The organism is Intestinibacter sp. (genome assembly GCF_034113885.1).
Taxonomy (GTDB): Bacteria; Bacillota; Clostridia; order Peptostreptococcales; family Peptostreptococcaceae; genus Intestinibacter.
This window is the reverse complement of record NZ_JAXEWM010000012.1, coordinates 1-14,483: the sequence shown is the minus strand read 5'-3', so window position 1 is coordinate 14,483 and position 14,483 is coordinate 1. Positions and strand designations below refer to the sequence as shown.

Sequence of the window (14,483 nt, the reverse complement as noted above, 5' to 3'; positions counted from 1 at the left end):
CAAGAGAATATTTTTAAAACTAGTAATTATTAACTTATCTGAACATTCTCCTCATTATAAGAGCTACCCATGTACTCTGCACAGTAATTCCAATAAAAACCTCTATACAAACTAATATCTTACCTATAACTCCATTTATTGCCATATCACCAAATCCAACAGTAGAAAAGGTTACAAGAGAAAAATACCAAAACTCTATATAGAGCTTGAACACCTCGAATGCTGAATAATTTTTTATATTTTCGAATTCAAATCTTACAATATCTCCTGATGAATTAGTAACGCCTATAATCATATATAAAATTGCAAATACACTTATTATAGATATAATATAAAAAAACAACTTACTCAAATGCTCTCCATATCCCATGAATTCTCTAGCTATATAGTTTAATATTTTAGATAGTAAATATTCAGAATAGCTTCTAAAATCATTTCTATTGATATTATTATTGCTGTACTTTCTCTCGTAATAGGTGTAATATCCTATATTTTTAGTATCGTGAATTCTTTCAGCTTGTATCTGAGCTATTGTATAATTGACCTTGCCTATATAGCTGTAATCGCTATCGTATTGACAATCTCTCAAAATAAATTTACTTTCTTTAGAAAATACTATACCATCTAGCCTAGGAAAATTTATATTTCCAATTAATTCAAAGTTTTGGCTGTTTATGCTCGCGTGTTTAAATATTTTCTCATCTATTATATTTTGATTGAAATAATTTTTTTTAATAATTAAATCACCATTAAACTCTGAACTAGAAAATAATACTTGATCTAAAAACCTGCAGTTTAAAATTTCGACTTTTTCTCTAAATATAAAATTTGAAAAATCTACTTTTTTATAAAAAATACACTCCTCAAACCTCAAATAATTGTAATCGTAGTCTACTAAATCCTTAATCACGAAATCATCCTCAAATAAAAATCCTGTAAACTCCTCAATCCTTTCCTTCTTCAAATAGTGTTTAAAAAGTATATTTTCTCTTTTAGTTTTATTTTTCTTATGAAAAACGCAAAAACATCCAGACCTCGCATATCTATTGCAGACTTTACCATTCTTAGATTTCCAGTTACAATTCATAAAATTAGACCCTCATTCGATTTTAGCAACAAAAAAAGAATATCTTTATAAAGACAATAGCCTTCACGCTATACATCTTATAAAAATATTCTCTCCCATTTATCGCATTTTTATTCATCATTAGAAATTTATAACACATAAATATTTCATAAAAAGATCTTTATACTCTTCATAATAAGTGTTTCTATCATTAAATATTATAGCCAAATTAAAAATAATATTTCTATCCTTTAAATCCTTTAAATGCTCTCCATCTGCCTTTATATCGTAGATAGCTCTTCCAAAATTGTCTTTTCCCTTTTCATAAACTACTGCATTGTAAATTCTATTTCCCTGTTTTTTTATAAAATCAATAGCTTCATCTACATGTAACAAAATTCTAAAGTCCTTATTTTCGTTATCTAATATCTCAAATCCAGCGATATTTTTTTTAGAGTACAAAAAAGTTTTATTTATATAGTACATAACATTCCTCCCTATCTTAATTTTAAAGGCTGTTTATCAAAGATAATTTTTTAAGTATTTTTGCATATCTATCATCGAATATGTCGATGTAGTTGTTGTCTTCATCTAATATGTACATTATTTTTTCTTGTGCATTAGATGTTGTAAATACTGCGTATTTTTTACCCTTTACCTTTACATTAAAAATAGTAGAATTAAAAAATCTCATCTTTCCTTTTCTCATAAGATCGTTGAACTCATTTGTAAGAGAATTTTTTACAACATTTCTTATAAAAGTTCTCGGATCTTTATTGTATATATTTATAAGATTTTTAAATTTTTCTGTAGACTCAGAAAAAGTATCTATATTTATTATCACCTTATCCTTAGTAAAATGAAAATAACTATTGTAGTCTACCATTCCCAAGCTCACATATGTATCCTCTGTTATATTTTCTAAAAGATAATTTATCTTATCGCTTTTTGTATTTAAGTTTATTAAATAGTTTAAAAAAAAGTTTATATAATACTCGTCTTCATATAAAACTATATTTTTAGGAGCATAAATGACTTTATAATAAACAGAACTCAACTCATGAGTACTATATGTAGAAAATTTGTCCTTTTCATCTATAGGCATTTTTACTTCAACTAATATATTTTTCTCTTTTAATTGTTCGATTTTTTCGTATATTCTCTTAATTAAACTCTCTGTATTGACCATTTTAAATTCCTACTTCCAAATTATCCTGTAATTTTAATAACTTATTAATTATCTTCGATTTCTCCAAGTCGAAAAGTCTATTGTCTTTGATATATATATAGCAATAAGGTCTGTTTGTTTTATTGTTCATATATTCGTAAGCACTGAAATAATATAGAGTTTCAAATTTTCCATCTATTATAATTTCAACTGTCTTTGCTTTAAATAGGCTTATAATTTCTAAGTCCTCTAACGCCTTCTTAAAGCATTCTGGGAAATAGTAATTTTCATATTTTCCTGGAACGTAGATGTCGTTGTCACTTTCTCTTAAAATTACTACACAAGATAAAGCCTCCATTTTGTAATCTCCAAAGGCGTTTTTTATAAGCTCTACAGTTTCGTCTATATTTTCTACATCAAATGGATATCTCAAAGTCATACTAGCCCCATCTATAGTCAATTTAGGCTCTCCTAATTCTAAAATAAGCCCCTCGATGTCGACTAAATACTGTATGTATTTAACAGGAGATAGCTCTTCTAAAAACTCCTTTAGTCTATATAAATAAGTAGTCTTAAAAGTATATAAATTATCTATCTCACCATTTAATCTATAATCATCTACTAAAGAAGATGTAACCTTTATATCATTATTTTTGTAATAATAAATCTTTGGAGCCCCCAGTCTATTTACTTTTTTTAATGTATAAAACAATTCCTTTATTCGTCTATGATAAATACTATCTAACTGATTAAAAATTGTATCCTCCTGTGTAGGCACAATATCTTTAATACTCACAGTTGAAATACATTTTTCAATAGGCAAAGTTATATCTAATTCATATTCATCGAACAAGGTATTTAATGTAGTACTAAAATCCAAAATTACACTTTCAATATGTTCTTTTTTATCCATAATCCACCTTCTAAATTATTCAAATATATAATCGTTTTCTGTAATAAAATCTATTATATCGTCGTTATCTAATTCCTCTATAAACAATCCCTTAACTAGCTTCTTATTCAATGAAACTAAATCTTTGAGCGCTAAAACAGTAAATTCTGGCTTTAACTTTAAGAAGAAATTAATTGCATTTGAAAATTTATCTAGTAGCTCTTCATCTACATCGTCAACGTCATCTATTTGTCTTAAAGCCTCTAATCTAGATATTACACTACCTATTAGTAGATATATCTTATCGTGTTCTGATGGAACCTCAACCTCAACACCGCTTAGTATATCGTCTACACTTACTAGCTCATCCTTTAACTTGCAGAATTGCAAGAAGCTATTGCATTCTATTTCGCCTACATTACCTTCGATTTTGTATCTCAATATATCATCATCAAAATCAAACACATTTGCGTTTAATATATCGCTTACTGCATGCCATGTTCTAGGGGAAGCGAATATCATAGATGTGCTGTCTGGCACAAAGTTGTGTAGAGCACCTGGTTTGAAGTTTAAGTAGCTTATTACAAAAGGATTTATACCAGTTTTATAAGCGAAATTCTTCTTCCATATATCTAGATCGTATCCTATATCGTGAATTTCGAATCTATTCGCAAGAGGTGATGGCATTTGAACGAATACCCCGTTGTCGTCCTCTCTATTACCTAGAGCCACGATAAACCATCCATCTGGAAGCACATATTCTCCCAATCTTCTATCTTGAATTAATTGATACGCTGCAGCTTGAACTCTCTTAGGAGCTGATGTAAGCTCTTCAATTAAAAGAATTCCCTTTTCTCCGTCCTTTTGGACATTTGGTAAGATATCATTTGGCAGCCATTTTGTTCTAGTTTTATCTTCATTAGGGAATGGAATCCCCTTTAAATCTGTTTCTGTATATAGTAAAAGTCTTAAATCTATTAAACCCATACCTTTTCTATCTGCTATTTGTTTTATTACAGCAGATTTTCCTATACCTGAAGACCCAAGTCCTAGAATAGCTCTCTTTATATTATTATCGATATTAAATTCAACTATTTTTTCAAATTGTTCTATATTTATAGTAGACATATTATAATAACCCCTTTATTTAAATTTTTATAACACATAGAAAATTATATTCCTTTAAAAATTATGAGTAAATATAATTTTCGTAAATGTGTTTCAAGAAAATCTACATTATAGATCTTTAAAATAAAGATTTTCTTACATTTTTATTATTTTAGATCCCTTATAACCTTCTATATTTTCAGTAGTGCCGTCTTCTGTAAGACACCAAATCACATTTCTTATTAAAATGTTTGGTCTCGGAAAATATCCATCGGTAAGAACTATAGCACATATATATTTTAATTTTTCATCTCTTATATAGCCGAGTGCACTATCGACATTTGTGCCTTCTCCTCCAACAGGTCTTGCCTTTTTAAAATTGTCCTTATCTATTTCAAATACATCTTGTACTATGCTATCAAAAAATATTACCTTCCCTGTGGCATTAAAGTCGTTGCACACATCGTATGCTTGAGCCATGAAATTTTTTAAATCATCGTCAGAAATAGAACCAGATGTATCTATTACAAACAGTATATCCTCTAGCTTTTCCTCATCCTCGTAAACTCCTGGAAGTATCAAATCTCTGTATATATGATTTTTATCTGGAGTATCAAAAGATAAGTCGTCAGAAGCTATATTGCTTAAATATCTTCTCAAATATTTATGCCATGGAAGTCTAGAGCCTATCAATTCCTCTATCCTTCTAAGTAGGTTTCCGGGCATATCTCCCATCGACTTATTTCCCTGCATTTTATTTGTGATTATACTCTCTTGTATTATTCTTCTCATATTTGACGATGTCTTTTGAACATTTTTAGGTCTCATTATATCTTCTTTTACATTTTTAAAATCTATATTTCTGCCAAATCCACCGCCATTTTGACCGCTGCTGTTATCGTCAATTTTGGTATCGTCCTTTTGCTTTTTACTCTGCTTATATATTATTTCGTATAGCTGCTCAAAGGATAATTTTTCTAACATCTCTTTATCCTCTCTACTCTCTACCATCAAGGCGTCCTTTGGAGGTGAAATCATGATCTGATTTCTTCTAAACTCTTCCTTTTCCATACTTATATAGTAGTTTACTAAATAATCTGCAGCTATATTTGCTATTTTACTGTCTTTGTTTACCATTCTTGTCGGATGCATAAAAATACAGTGATAAAGTTGATGTAGTAGATAAAAATTTCTTTCACTCTCTGTTAAACTTTCCATATATTCTCTATTATAAAAAATTGTACTGCCATCTGTACAGACAATATCTGTCGAATCACTCTCTCTAAGCTCGTTCAATTTCATTAAAATTACACCGTAAAAAGGTCTTTTTCTTATTAAATTAATTTTTAATTTACTTATACTTTCCTCTATCGTCAAATTTATCACCTCCAATATTACATTCATATTATTTAATTATACCTTTTTTACAGATTTTAACAATAATATTGACCATTTTTATATGAAAAAAAGAACTCGCATAGGGAAAATTTCCTCTATATACGAGTTCTTTTACAATCTACATATAATCCTTCGTCTCTGTCGGTAGATTCTTTTCTTTTAATCTATGCTCTACATTTTCCTTTATTATAGAGTATATAACTGCGAATAATGGTACACCTACTACCATGCCCATAAATCCAAATATTTCTCCTGCTACTAATATTGAGAATAATATCCAGAATGCTGAAATACCTATAGAATCTCCTAAAATTTTAGGACCTATTATATTTCCGTCAATTTGTTGTATCAAGAATATAAGCGCCAAAAATATCAAAGCCTTCATAGGTGATTCGAAAAGTATAAGAACGAAGCATGGAACCGCCCCTATAAATGGTCCAAAAAATGGTATTATATTTGTAATACCTATTATTACAGATATCAACACTACATAAGGCATCTTAGCTATTGTAAACAGAATAAAACTAAGAACTCCTATTATAGCAGAATCTATAATTTTACCACTTAAAAATCTGCCAAAAGTATTATTACTTCTGTATGTCAATTCAAAAATTCTGTCGGCAGTTTTTTTGCTAAACATTGCACATACTATTTTTTTAGATATAGCGTAGAATTTTTCCTTATCTAATAATAGATATACAGACACTATAAGCCCTAATACTATATTCCAAATACTAGATAATAGCTTCATTATTATATCTGCTATTAAAGGCATTATTTCGCTTATAAAGGTTATTGCCTTTGTAGCTATTTCATTTAATTTATTTTCCATAAATTTAGCCATTTGGTCGTTTACATGTAAATCCTTGATTATATCCTGAGTAAGATTTCTAGCGTCGTCCATATATGCAGGAATTTGATTTATTATACCTACTATACTTTCAGTAAGCTGTGGCAATACAAAGTGTATGCATAAGTAAAATAGTACACCAAATGTCAAATATGTAAGTGCTATACTTATAAATCTCTTTCTCTTTTGTTTAATTTTGTTAAATGATCCTATATTTGTCAAAAGTCTTTCTTCGTAAAATTTTAGTATAAAGTTCAATAGGTACGCCAATACAAATCCAATAATAAATGGATTCATTATAGAAATCAGGTAACCTATTTTAGCACTAAATGAGCCCATCTGTGATGCAAAAAAGTAAAATATAGTACTCAAGCATATTACAATTAAGGTATATGCCGCTATAGTATTGTACTTACTGTTCCAATTTATTTTCATTTCTCCGTTCCTTTCTAGTCAAATATTTATAAGACTGTAAAATGCTTATACATTATAAGATTATCATTATTAAAATAATAATGCACATAATTATAGATATAAATTTTATAAAAAAAGAATTATTCTTTTTAGTATTTTTATAAGCAATATCTTTATTTAAATCTATATCATTATTTTTAGCAATATCTGCTTTTACATACATCAATTCTGTTAAATCTATCAAAATCTCATTGTAGCTTTGATATTTGTCTTTTCTATCCAACAATTTTTTTATAATATGTACTATCCCCTCATTTAAAACTGTGATTTTATCCTTATCTAAATCAATGCCTCTATCTATATTTTTAAGCATTTGTAAATCTGTATTCCCTATTTTAAATGGCATTTCTTTAAATACACAGTAATATAGTATAATCCCTATAGAAAAAAAGTCGCTCTCTCTATCTGTATAATTTATATTTAATTGATGTGGACATAAAAACGAAATATTGTCATTCATCCTTATATTCACCCCGCCATTTGATTTAGTTATACCTAAATCATAGATTTTTATATTAAATTCATCATCTACTAAAATATTATCTAATCTAAGACCTCCATGGTACATTTTTTTTTCATCACAATTTTTCATTGCTCCTATGATTTGTTTACTTATAAAAAGTATATCCTTTATTCTTAAACTAGAATTATTTATAAAATCATATAGCTCTATACCTTCAAAATACTCACTGACTATATAATATCCAGATTTGTAATCTCCAATATCTAAAATTTTAGCTATATGCTTTGAATCAATCGATAAAATCATAGTAGATTCATCTATTAAATCTGGTATAAAATCATCCTTTATATTTCTATTATTTTCAAGTATTTTTATATATACAAATGAGTCTAGCTGCAAATCCTTCGCTTTGTAGAGCTTATCTATCTCTAATCCTTTCTCTTCACAATCTAAAATTTCATATCTATCATCTATAATCAACACTTTATCTACCGCCTTCAAAATTAACTTCAACATATTATATCACAAAAAAGACAAACCCAAAATGAGTTTGCCTTTTTATTTAAGTTAAAAATCTATTCTTGATAAACAGCTGTATATATATGAGTTGTCTTTGATTTTCCGTTTTTAGTTATTGTTCTGTAAGTTTTAGCACCTGGAAGACCATTATATGTAAAATGAGTAGTTTTTATACTTACTCCTACTCTATCTTCAGAGCATCCATATATACTAGCACTAGCAGTTCCTCCACCTGCATAACAAGATACGTAAACTGGATGATCGAAATTATTAGTAAATTGGAAATCACTACCTCCATCGTTTACCATAGCATCTCTACCTCTAGATACATACGACGATGTTTTACTATGGTTATGAACTTCTTTTATTTCAAGCCCTGATAATAATACTGCATTAAATAAAGTAGTAGAACCTTGGCAAACTCCTCCACCTGGAGCATCTTGATATTCACCTCTTAGTATAACTGAAGCACTTTTAAATCCATTGCTAAGTACTCTTGCTCCTGTAGAATCATTATAAGAGAAAGTTTCTCCTGGCATTACTATAGTACCGTTGCATCTTGCTAGAGCTAAAGCTATATTATAAGATCTTTCATATTGATAAGCATTAAAAGTAGTCGAATAAGATGCAAGCATAGAGTCTATACAATCTATATCCTCAGTTTTTATCTTAGGCTGTGTAACATCTACCTTTAAATCTATTTTTTCATAAGATTTATCAGCATATGCCTTTTCAATAGATTTTTTATTAGCTTCATTATCGAATTTAAGACCTGTTTTTGATTCATGTACAACTATTCCAGATGAAACTGTAATTGAAGCATTTACATATTTTTTATTTATTTGTTTAGCTACATTTTTAATTTTTTTGTCTAATTTTTTATCATCATAAGATGCTTTTATAGTGTAATCCTTACCACTAAATTTTGCATTTATGTAGCTCATTACATTTGAAAAATATGAATTCTCTCTAGTTAGATTATAAGCGTTATCTACAACTTCTTTTGTATTGTATGATAAATCTACATCCTCAGGTGTTATTGTATAATTTTTATTATCATAAGATAAAGTTAAATCCTTCATAGGATATTTAGCATTTACAATATCTAAAGCTTCCTTTTTTGTAAGATTAGACACCTCTACATCTTCTATATAAATATTTTGTCCTATTTTACCATTATACAAATACTTTGATGTAAAATAGTTTAAACCACATACAAAAACAATTATTATTGCCGCCGCTATTAAAAATACATTCCTTTTATTTTTGAAAAAACCTTTATCATTTTTTTCTTCTACAGTTGTATTTTCACTCATTTTTTTAATTCACCCCATTTCTATATACTATTAGATTATATTTTAATTGCTAAATTAAAACAATAAAATAAATTAAATGTAACTATTTTGTTACTAAAATTTTGCTAAAAAAACAAATTTTTATATAAATTCCCAAAAATAAACCCTATTTACAATGCTTTTCATCTATTATAAATAGGGTTTTATTTTAATAATATACGATTTTTAGTGTTTCTTTTCCTTCTTTATTCCTTTAAATTTACCAGCGCTACCTATAAATATAAATCCAAATTTATTGTATAATTCATTTAATTGCATCAATGTAACTTCACCCTTTTGTAAATTTAAATAAGTTATTTCTTCTAATTTTCTTTCGTATGCTACAGTCATTTTAATCACTCCTCAATTAAAATTTATTACATTATATTAATTATATTTGAAAATATTACTATTATTTATCCTACAATCCAAACACGTGTTCTATAATTAGATTATACATCAAACATTAGTTCGATTTCAATAGTTTTTTGTTTTTTTTCTATAAGTATAAAATTTTGTGTTATTTTACTTATAGACTTTTTATAATTTTAATACTACAATTTACATATATCAGTCAAAAGACACTCTAATCTGAAAGGAGTTAGGAGGGGACGTTAAATGAAAAGAGTAGCAGTTATCAGTGCGATACTTGAAGAACCAGACATAAGTCAACAACAATTTAATTCTATCTTATCAAAATATAAGCACATCATAAGAGGTAGAATGGGTATACCTTGCGAGGTTGAAAATATATCAGTTATAAGTATCGTCGTGGTAGGAGAACTGGATGAAATAAACACTTTAACTGGCAAGCTCGGTAAAATACCTTCAGTTCTTGTGAAAACAAGTATTTCCAAAAAAGAAGTCAAATAATTTTAAAAAAGTCTGCATTTATTTAACAAGATTTAAAAATGGAGACTTTTTTATTGTGTATTTAATATAAAATATAGTATCATATAAAAAAGGGGATATAAGGGGGCAACAGGATGAGAAACTCTAATGCAAATAAAACAATACTCTTCATAGAAAAGAAAAAAGAGTTCGAAAATAATAAAGACAGTAATTGTTTCCATGCTAACAACAAAAAAATTAGAGAAAAAAACGATAAGATTATTTCATTTTCAAGCTATAAACGACTAAAATTCAAGAAAAATCACACTAAAAAAGAAAATAATCTAAATATTGATAAAATCAAGAAAAAGGTTTTTTTAATAGTAATTGTGACTTTGTTTTTACTTATGTTTGCTACAACAGCTATGAAGCAAAAAACATTTAGTCAAACTCCTTCTAATACATTTATAGCTGAAAGCTCTCAAATAAGAGCTACTGAAAGCTCAACTTATAAATCAATAGTAAAAAGAGTAGTCGGTAAATACACATCTAGCGGTTACAGTGTGACTGTATCTGAGCTACATAGAAACGGGAATCTAGTATACGCTAGAGGATATTTCAATGTTCCAAATGAAGGAAAAGTCAATTATGATTTGATTTTGAAAAACGACTCTCCAACTTCTTTGATAATAAACGGAAATGAATATATAAAATAAATTAATTAAAAAAGAGAAGTGAATTGATTTTCATTTCTCTTTTTTGATTATAATAAAATATTTATTTTTTTATATTATTCTTTACTGCTTTTCCTACATTTTTTCCTGTTTCTATAGTTTCCTTGGCAACAGAGCCAACTCCATTTAATACGTCCTTGCCTATTGTTCCAACGCCATTTATGACCTCTTTACCTATAGAACCGACGCCGTTTATAAGCTCCTTACCTACATCTGTTATAGGATCTGTAATCTTTTTCATAATATATACTCAACTCCTATGATTTGAATAATCAAAATCATTTTATATATATTATGACTTAGCTGTAAATTTTGTTACTAATATAAATCTAAATTACAATAATTCAATAGCCTTATCGATATCGATCATATTCTTTTCGTATAGACCGTATCCCATAAAAGATGATGTCGCTATTTTTATGCTAGCTATATCAGATATTTTTTTGTATTCTTCAGAATTCTTTATCTTTAGCAATGTGTCCTTTAGCTTGCCGTCTACATTACTTTGATTTCCAAATATGTATACAATTTCTATCTTATCTGAAAAATCAATTTTTAATTCTTCATATGGATATAAAAGACCTAGTAATGTTTTAACCTTGTATATTTCTTTTAAATCGTCTTTTAAGTGGTTTAGATACTCTTCATTATATAAGAAGTCTATTATGTCTTTTAAATTGCTTAAAATTGCTTCTGGTGTCTTTAAATGGTTATCTCCATAGTACATCTTAAACAATGCCAAATCTAAATTATTAGTATTTGTATTGTCTATGCCCCATTTAACACCTATCATATCGAATAAGTAATTATTGAGACATCCTCTGTATTCTATGTCACCTATAAAATAATCGCTTTCCTTGCCTATAAGACCGTAATTATTTTCTTTAGCGACTATATGCTTGTATTCTCTCTCACCACCATCAGGCATTTCTATCTTCATCCATAGATCCATTTGTTGTTTGATTTTAGGTATATAGTCTATTAATTTATTTGCCTTAGATACGCTGTCGATTCCAGTGATACATTCAACTACTACACCTTGGCTATTTTCTGATTTTATATAATTCTTATCGAAATAACCATTATATAAATTTTCGCCTGCTTCTTTTATTTTTAGGAGGCTTCCACCTCTATAGTAAATATTTATACAATCCTTTCTAATCTCCATAGCCAATGTAGTATCCGATTTTACGTATTTTAAGATATTTCTTAAAACTCCGTCTTCCAAATCTCTAACAAAATTATTTGATATTATTCCCATAAAATCACCCCTTCATTATAATGCATAGGAAAAATTAGCTTTTTATTATATAAGCTATATATATATTTTATCACAATTTCATAATTTTATTTTAATTTTATAAAATTTTCATTAAAATTAAATTTTTTATTTTAAAACGAAAAAGGTGTGCTTAAAAGCACACCTAACTTGGCTATTTTAATATTTGTATTGTTATATTTCTAGAACCCCAATTTCTACATTGTGATTCGCTATTCATATATATATCTATTATATTTCCTTTTATTCCTCCGCCACAATCTTCTGCTACGAAGACTTTGTCAAGCTCTTTTATGTAAACTTTTGTTCTGTATGGTATTACCTTTGGATCTACTGCTATAACTCCATATCTAGCTTTTGTTCCAAGTGCTGTATATCCACCACCTGTATAAGCAACGGCTCTTACTTTAAGAGATTTCTTAACTGTATATCCTTTTACAGTTTCTTGACTTGAAGATGTTGTTGCTGTAGATACGTATTTTTTGCTTACCCATCCGTAGCTTCCATTATATCTTATTTTATACCATCCGTTTTTTGTTTGATATATAGTAACTTTTGTTCCTTTTTTAATTGAGCCTATTTTTTTGTAGCTTGTAGAAGCTCCACTTCTCACATTTAGTGAATTGGCTGTAACTGTTCCTTTTTTAGTTGTAGTAGATGGAGCTTGTGAAGTTTTAGATATGTATTTTTGACTTACCCATCCATTTGCTCCATCGTATTTTATTTTGTACCAGCCGTCTTTTACATCGTATATATTAATTGTATTTCCTTTTTTTAATGAGCCTATTTTTTTATAACTTGTAGAAGCACCGCTTCTTACATTTAAGGAACTTGCTGTAACTGTACCCTTTTCGCAACTTGCAGCATCAATTGGAGTTGTTACTCCTAACATAACTATAAGTGCACCTATCATAGCCGTAGTTTTCGCAAATTTTTTAATCATAAATTTTCCCCCTAAATTTAAATTATATTTATATAATATTACATTTTAGTAACTTTGTAAAACCCCTTTTTTGAAAAAAGTTACATTGTTGTTACTTTTTTGTAAATTTTCATTTGCATTAAAAATTGACTAAAGTTAGCATTTTCAATAGGTGTAGCTTTTTTCATTTTTGTAATTTTTTTGTAACAATTTTTTTAATTTTTTTTGATGTTTTTTCTTTTTTGACCATTTTAAAATCAAAATCTAACTAAAAAATCCATAGTAGCATCTATTAAAACTACTATGGATAATAAATTAAATTCCTTCTAATAACACAGTCATTATTCCTCCACAGACCATACCTTCCTCTTCAGCGGCTTCTCCTCTCATATCTATAAGCTCTACCTTAAAGTCGTCGCTTCCTGCCATATTGGCTGCATCTACTATTATTTTAGCCTCTGAACAGCCTCCGCCGATTGTACCGATTATGTAACCACTATCATATACTATCATCTTGCTTCCAGCCTTTCTAGGAGTAGATCCCTTTGTAGATATTACAGTTACAAGCGTCATCTTTTGGTTTTCAATTGTAGCTAAGGCTTCTATGACCTCTTTATTTATTTCTGAAGAATTATTTGGTTTTGATGATTTATTTTCATCTCTAACGCCTCCAAGTCTCTTTACTTTTATGAGCTCAGCTAATATAGAAATCGCTATTTCTTCAGGAGTTACAGCTCCTATCTCTAAGCCTATTGGAGTGTAAATATTTGCTAGCTTTTCCTTTGAATATCCTTCTTCTATTAATTCCTGTTTCATCATTTTTACTCTTCTTCTTGATCCTATCATGCCTAGATATTTTAATTCATCTAGAGGTAAAATATGTTGTAGACAGAATTTATCGTATCTATGACCTCTTGTTACTATTACAACGAAATCGTCTTCATTTATATTTAAAATCTTAAATATATTTTCAAATGTATCGCATACTACATTTATATTTTCGCCAAATCTTTCTTTATTAGCAAAATAAGGTCTGTCGTCTGCAACAGTCACATTAAAACCGATTTTAGATGCAAACTGACAAAGATGATAACCTACGTGTCCTGCACCTAGTACAATTAGCCTACTTTCTCTTTTAAAAACCTCAATAAGCATATTTTGATCTTCATCGATTTGAACGTTTTTAATCAGGCTTTTTTTCTTAGCTTCATTTGCATATTCCAGAATTTCTCCATCTAATTCATCGAATCTATATGCATTTTTTTCAATTTTCTTACTTTTTAAATTGTATTTTGTTACAATGGCTACTTCCTCACCTTTGTTCAAATCTTCTAATACTTTTTTATATATTTCAGCGCTCATCTCAACACCTTCTTTACTAAAATTTTTAAATTTATCAGGATTTTAGACAAATTAAATCCTTCTATAATAAATAGTATATTAGAC

General features: G+C 28.2%; 16 protein-coding genes. 2 read left to right on the top strand and 14 right to left on the bottom strand.

Annotated elements, in window-relative coordinates; translation table 11 throughout:
• Nucleotides 1-34: 34 nt before the first annotated feature.
• The 10 genes from SPD90_RS00745 to SPD90_RS00700 all read right to left on the bottom strand — a co-directional run bounded on the left by SPD90_RS00745 (nucleotide 35) and on the right by SPD90_RS00700 (nucleotide 9,622).
• Nucleotides 35-1,087: a potassium channel family protein gene (locus SPD90_RS00745; RefSeq protein ID WP_320924019.1), complete on the bottom strand. Its 1,053-nt coding sequence runs from the start codon at nucleotides 1,085-1,087 to the stop codon at nucleotides 35-37.
• A 120-nt stretch (nucleotides 1,088-1,207) separates the two neighbouring features.
• Nucleotides 1,208-1,552, bottom strand: a complete 345-nt coding sequence (locus SPD90_RS00740; protein WP_320627357.1) for a hypothetical protein — start codon at nucleotides 1,550-1,552, stop codon at nucleotides 1,208-1,210.
• Nucleotides 1,553-1,574: 22 nt separating this feature from the next.
• A complete protein-coding gene (locus SPD90_RS00735) occupies nucleotides 1,575-2,255 on the bottom strand; it encodes a hypothetical protein (RefSeq protein WP_320627358.1) in 681 nt (226 codons plus the stop codon).
• A 1-nt stretch (nucleotide 2,256) separates the two neighbouring features.
• Nucleotides 2,257-3,147, bottom strand: a complete 891-nt coding sequence (locus SPD90_RS00730; RefSeq protein ID WP_320924018.1) for a hypothetical protein — start codon at nucleotides 3,145-3,147, stop codon at nucleotides 2,257-2,259.
• A gap of 15 nt (nucleotides 3,148-3,162) precedes the next feature.
• Entirely contained in the window at nucleotides 3,163-4,254 is a 1,092-nt protein-coding gene (locus SPD90_RS00725; RefSeq protein WP_320924017.1) for an AAA family ATPase, read from the bottom strand.
• Nucleotides 4,255-4,389: 135 nt separating this feature from the next.
• Complete coding sequence (locus SPD90_RS00720) at nucleotides 4,390-5,610, bottom strand: vWA domain-containing protein (protein ID WP_320626231.1); 1,221 nt, start codon at nucleotides 5,608-5,610, stop codon at nucleotides 4,390-4,392.
• 139 nt (nucleotides 5,611-5,749) lie between these two features.
• Nucleotides 5,750-6,916, bottom strand: coding sequence for an AI-2E family transporter (locus SPD90_RS00715; RefSeq protein ID WP_320626232.1), 1,167 nt, complete (start codon nucleotides 6,914-6,916; stop codon nucleotides 5,750-5,752).
• 52 nt (nucleotides 6,917-6,968) lie between these two features.
• Nucleotides 6,969-7,901: a protein kinase domain-containing protein gene (locus tag SPD90_RS00710; protein ID WP_320626233.1), complete on the bottom strand. Its 933-nt coding sequence runs from the start codon at nucleotides 7,899-7,901 to the stop codon at nucleotides 6,969-6,971.
• A 92-nt stretch (nucleotides 7,902-7,993) separates the two neighbouring features.
• Nucleotides 7,994-9,253, bottom strand: coding sequence for a VanW family protein (locus tag SPD90_RS00705; protein ID WP_320924016.1), 1,260 nt, complete (start codon nucleotides 9,251-9,253; stop codon nucleotides 7,994-7,996).
• Between the two features lie 204 nt (nucleotides 9,254-9,457).
• Nucleotides 9,458-9,622 (bottom strand): hypothetical protein, encoded by a 165-nt coding sequence (locus tag SPD90_RS00700; protein WP_320626235.1) that lies wholly within the window; start codon nucleotides 9,620-9,622, stop codon nucleotides 9,458-9,460.
• A gap of 267 nt (nucleotides 9,623-9,889) precedes the next feature.
• Here SPD90_RS00700 and SPD90_RS00695 point away from each other — a divergent pair, with 267 nt between their 5' ends.
• Both SPD90_RS00695 and SPD90_RS00690 read left to right on the top strand, forming a co-directional pair.
• Entirely contained in the window at nucleotides 9,890-10,144 is a 255-nt protein-coding gene (locus tag SPD90_RS00695) for a TM1266 family iron-only hydrogenase system putative regulator (RefSeq protein WP_320626236.1), read from the top strand.
• A 113-nt stretch (nucleotides 10,145-10,257) separates the two neighbouring features.
• Nucleotides 10,258-10,818: a hypothetical protein gene (locus tag SPD90_RS00690; protein ID WP_320924015.1), complete on the top strand. Its 561-nt coding sequence runs from the start codon at nucleotides 10,258-10,260 to the stop codon at nucleotides 10,816-10,818.
• A gap of 61 nt (nucleotides 10,819-10,879) precedes the next feature.
• Here SPD90_RS00690 and SPD90_RS00685 read toward each other — a convergent pair whose 3' ends face one another.
• From SPD90_RS00685 to SPD90_RS00670, 4 genes are all read right to left on the bottom strand, one after another.
• The gene (locus tag SPD90_RS00685) at nucleotides 10,880-11,077 is read right to left on the bottom strand and encodes a hypothetical protein (protein WP_320626272.1); all 198 of its coding nucleotides are present in this window, start codon (nucleotides 11,075-11,077) and stop codon (nucleotides 10,880-10,882) included.
• A gap of 93 nt (nucleotides 11,078-11,170) precedes the next feature.
• Nucleotides 11,171-12,097, bottom strand: a complete 927-nt coding sequence (locus tag SPD90_RS00680; RefSeq protein ID WP_320626271.1) for a hypothetical protein — start codon at nucleotides 12,095-12,097, stop codon at nucleotides 11,171-11,173.
• A gap of 172 nt (nucleotides 12,098-12,269) precedes the next feature.
• On the bottom strand, nucleotides 12,270-13,058 hold the full coding sequence (locus SPD90_RS00675) for an SH3 domain-containing protein (RefSeq protein WP_320924014.1): 789 nt from the start codon (nucleotides 13,056-13,058) through the stop codon (nucleotides 12,270-12,272).
• A gap of 294 nt (nucleotides 13,059-13,352) precedes the next feature.
• Complete coding sequence (locus tag SPD90_RS00670) at nucleotides 13,353-14,399, bottom strand: XdhC family protein (RefSeq protein WP_320626269.1); 1,047 nt, start codon at nucleotides 14,397-14,399, stop codon at nucleotides 13,353-13,355.
• Nucleotides 14,400-14,483 lie beyond the last annotated feature (84 nt).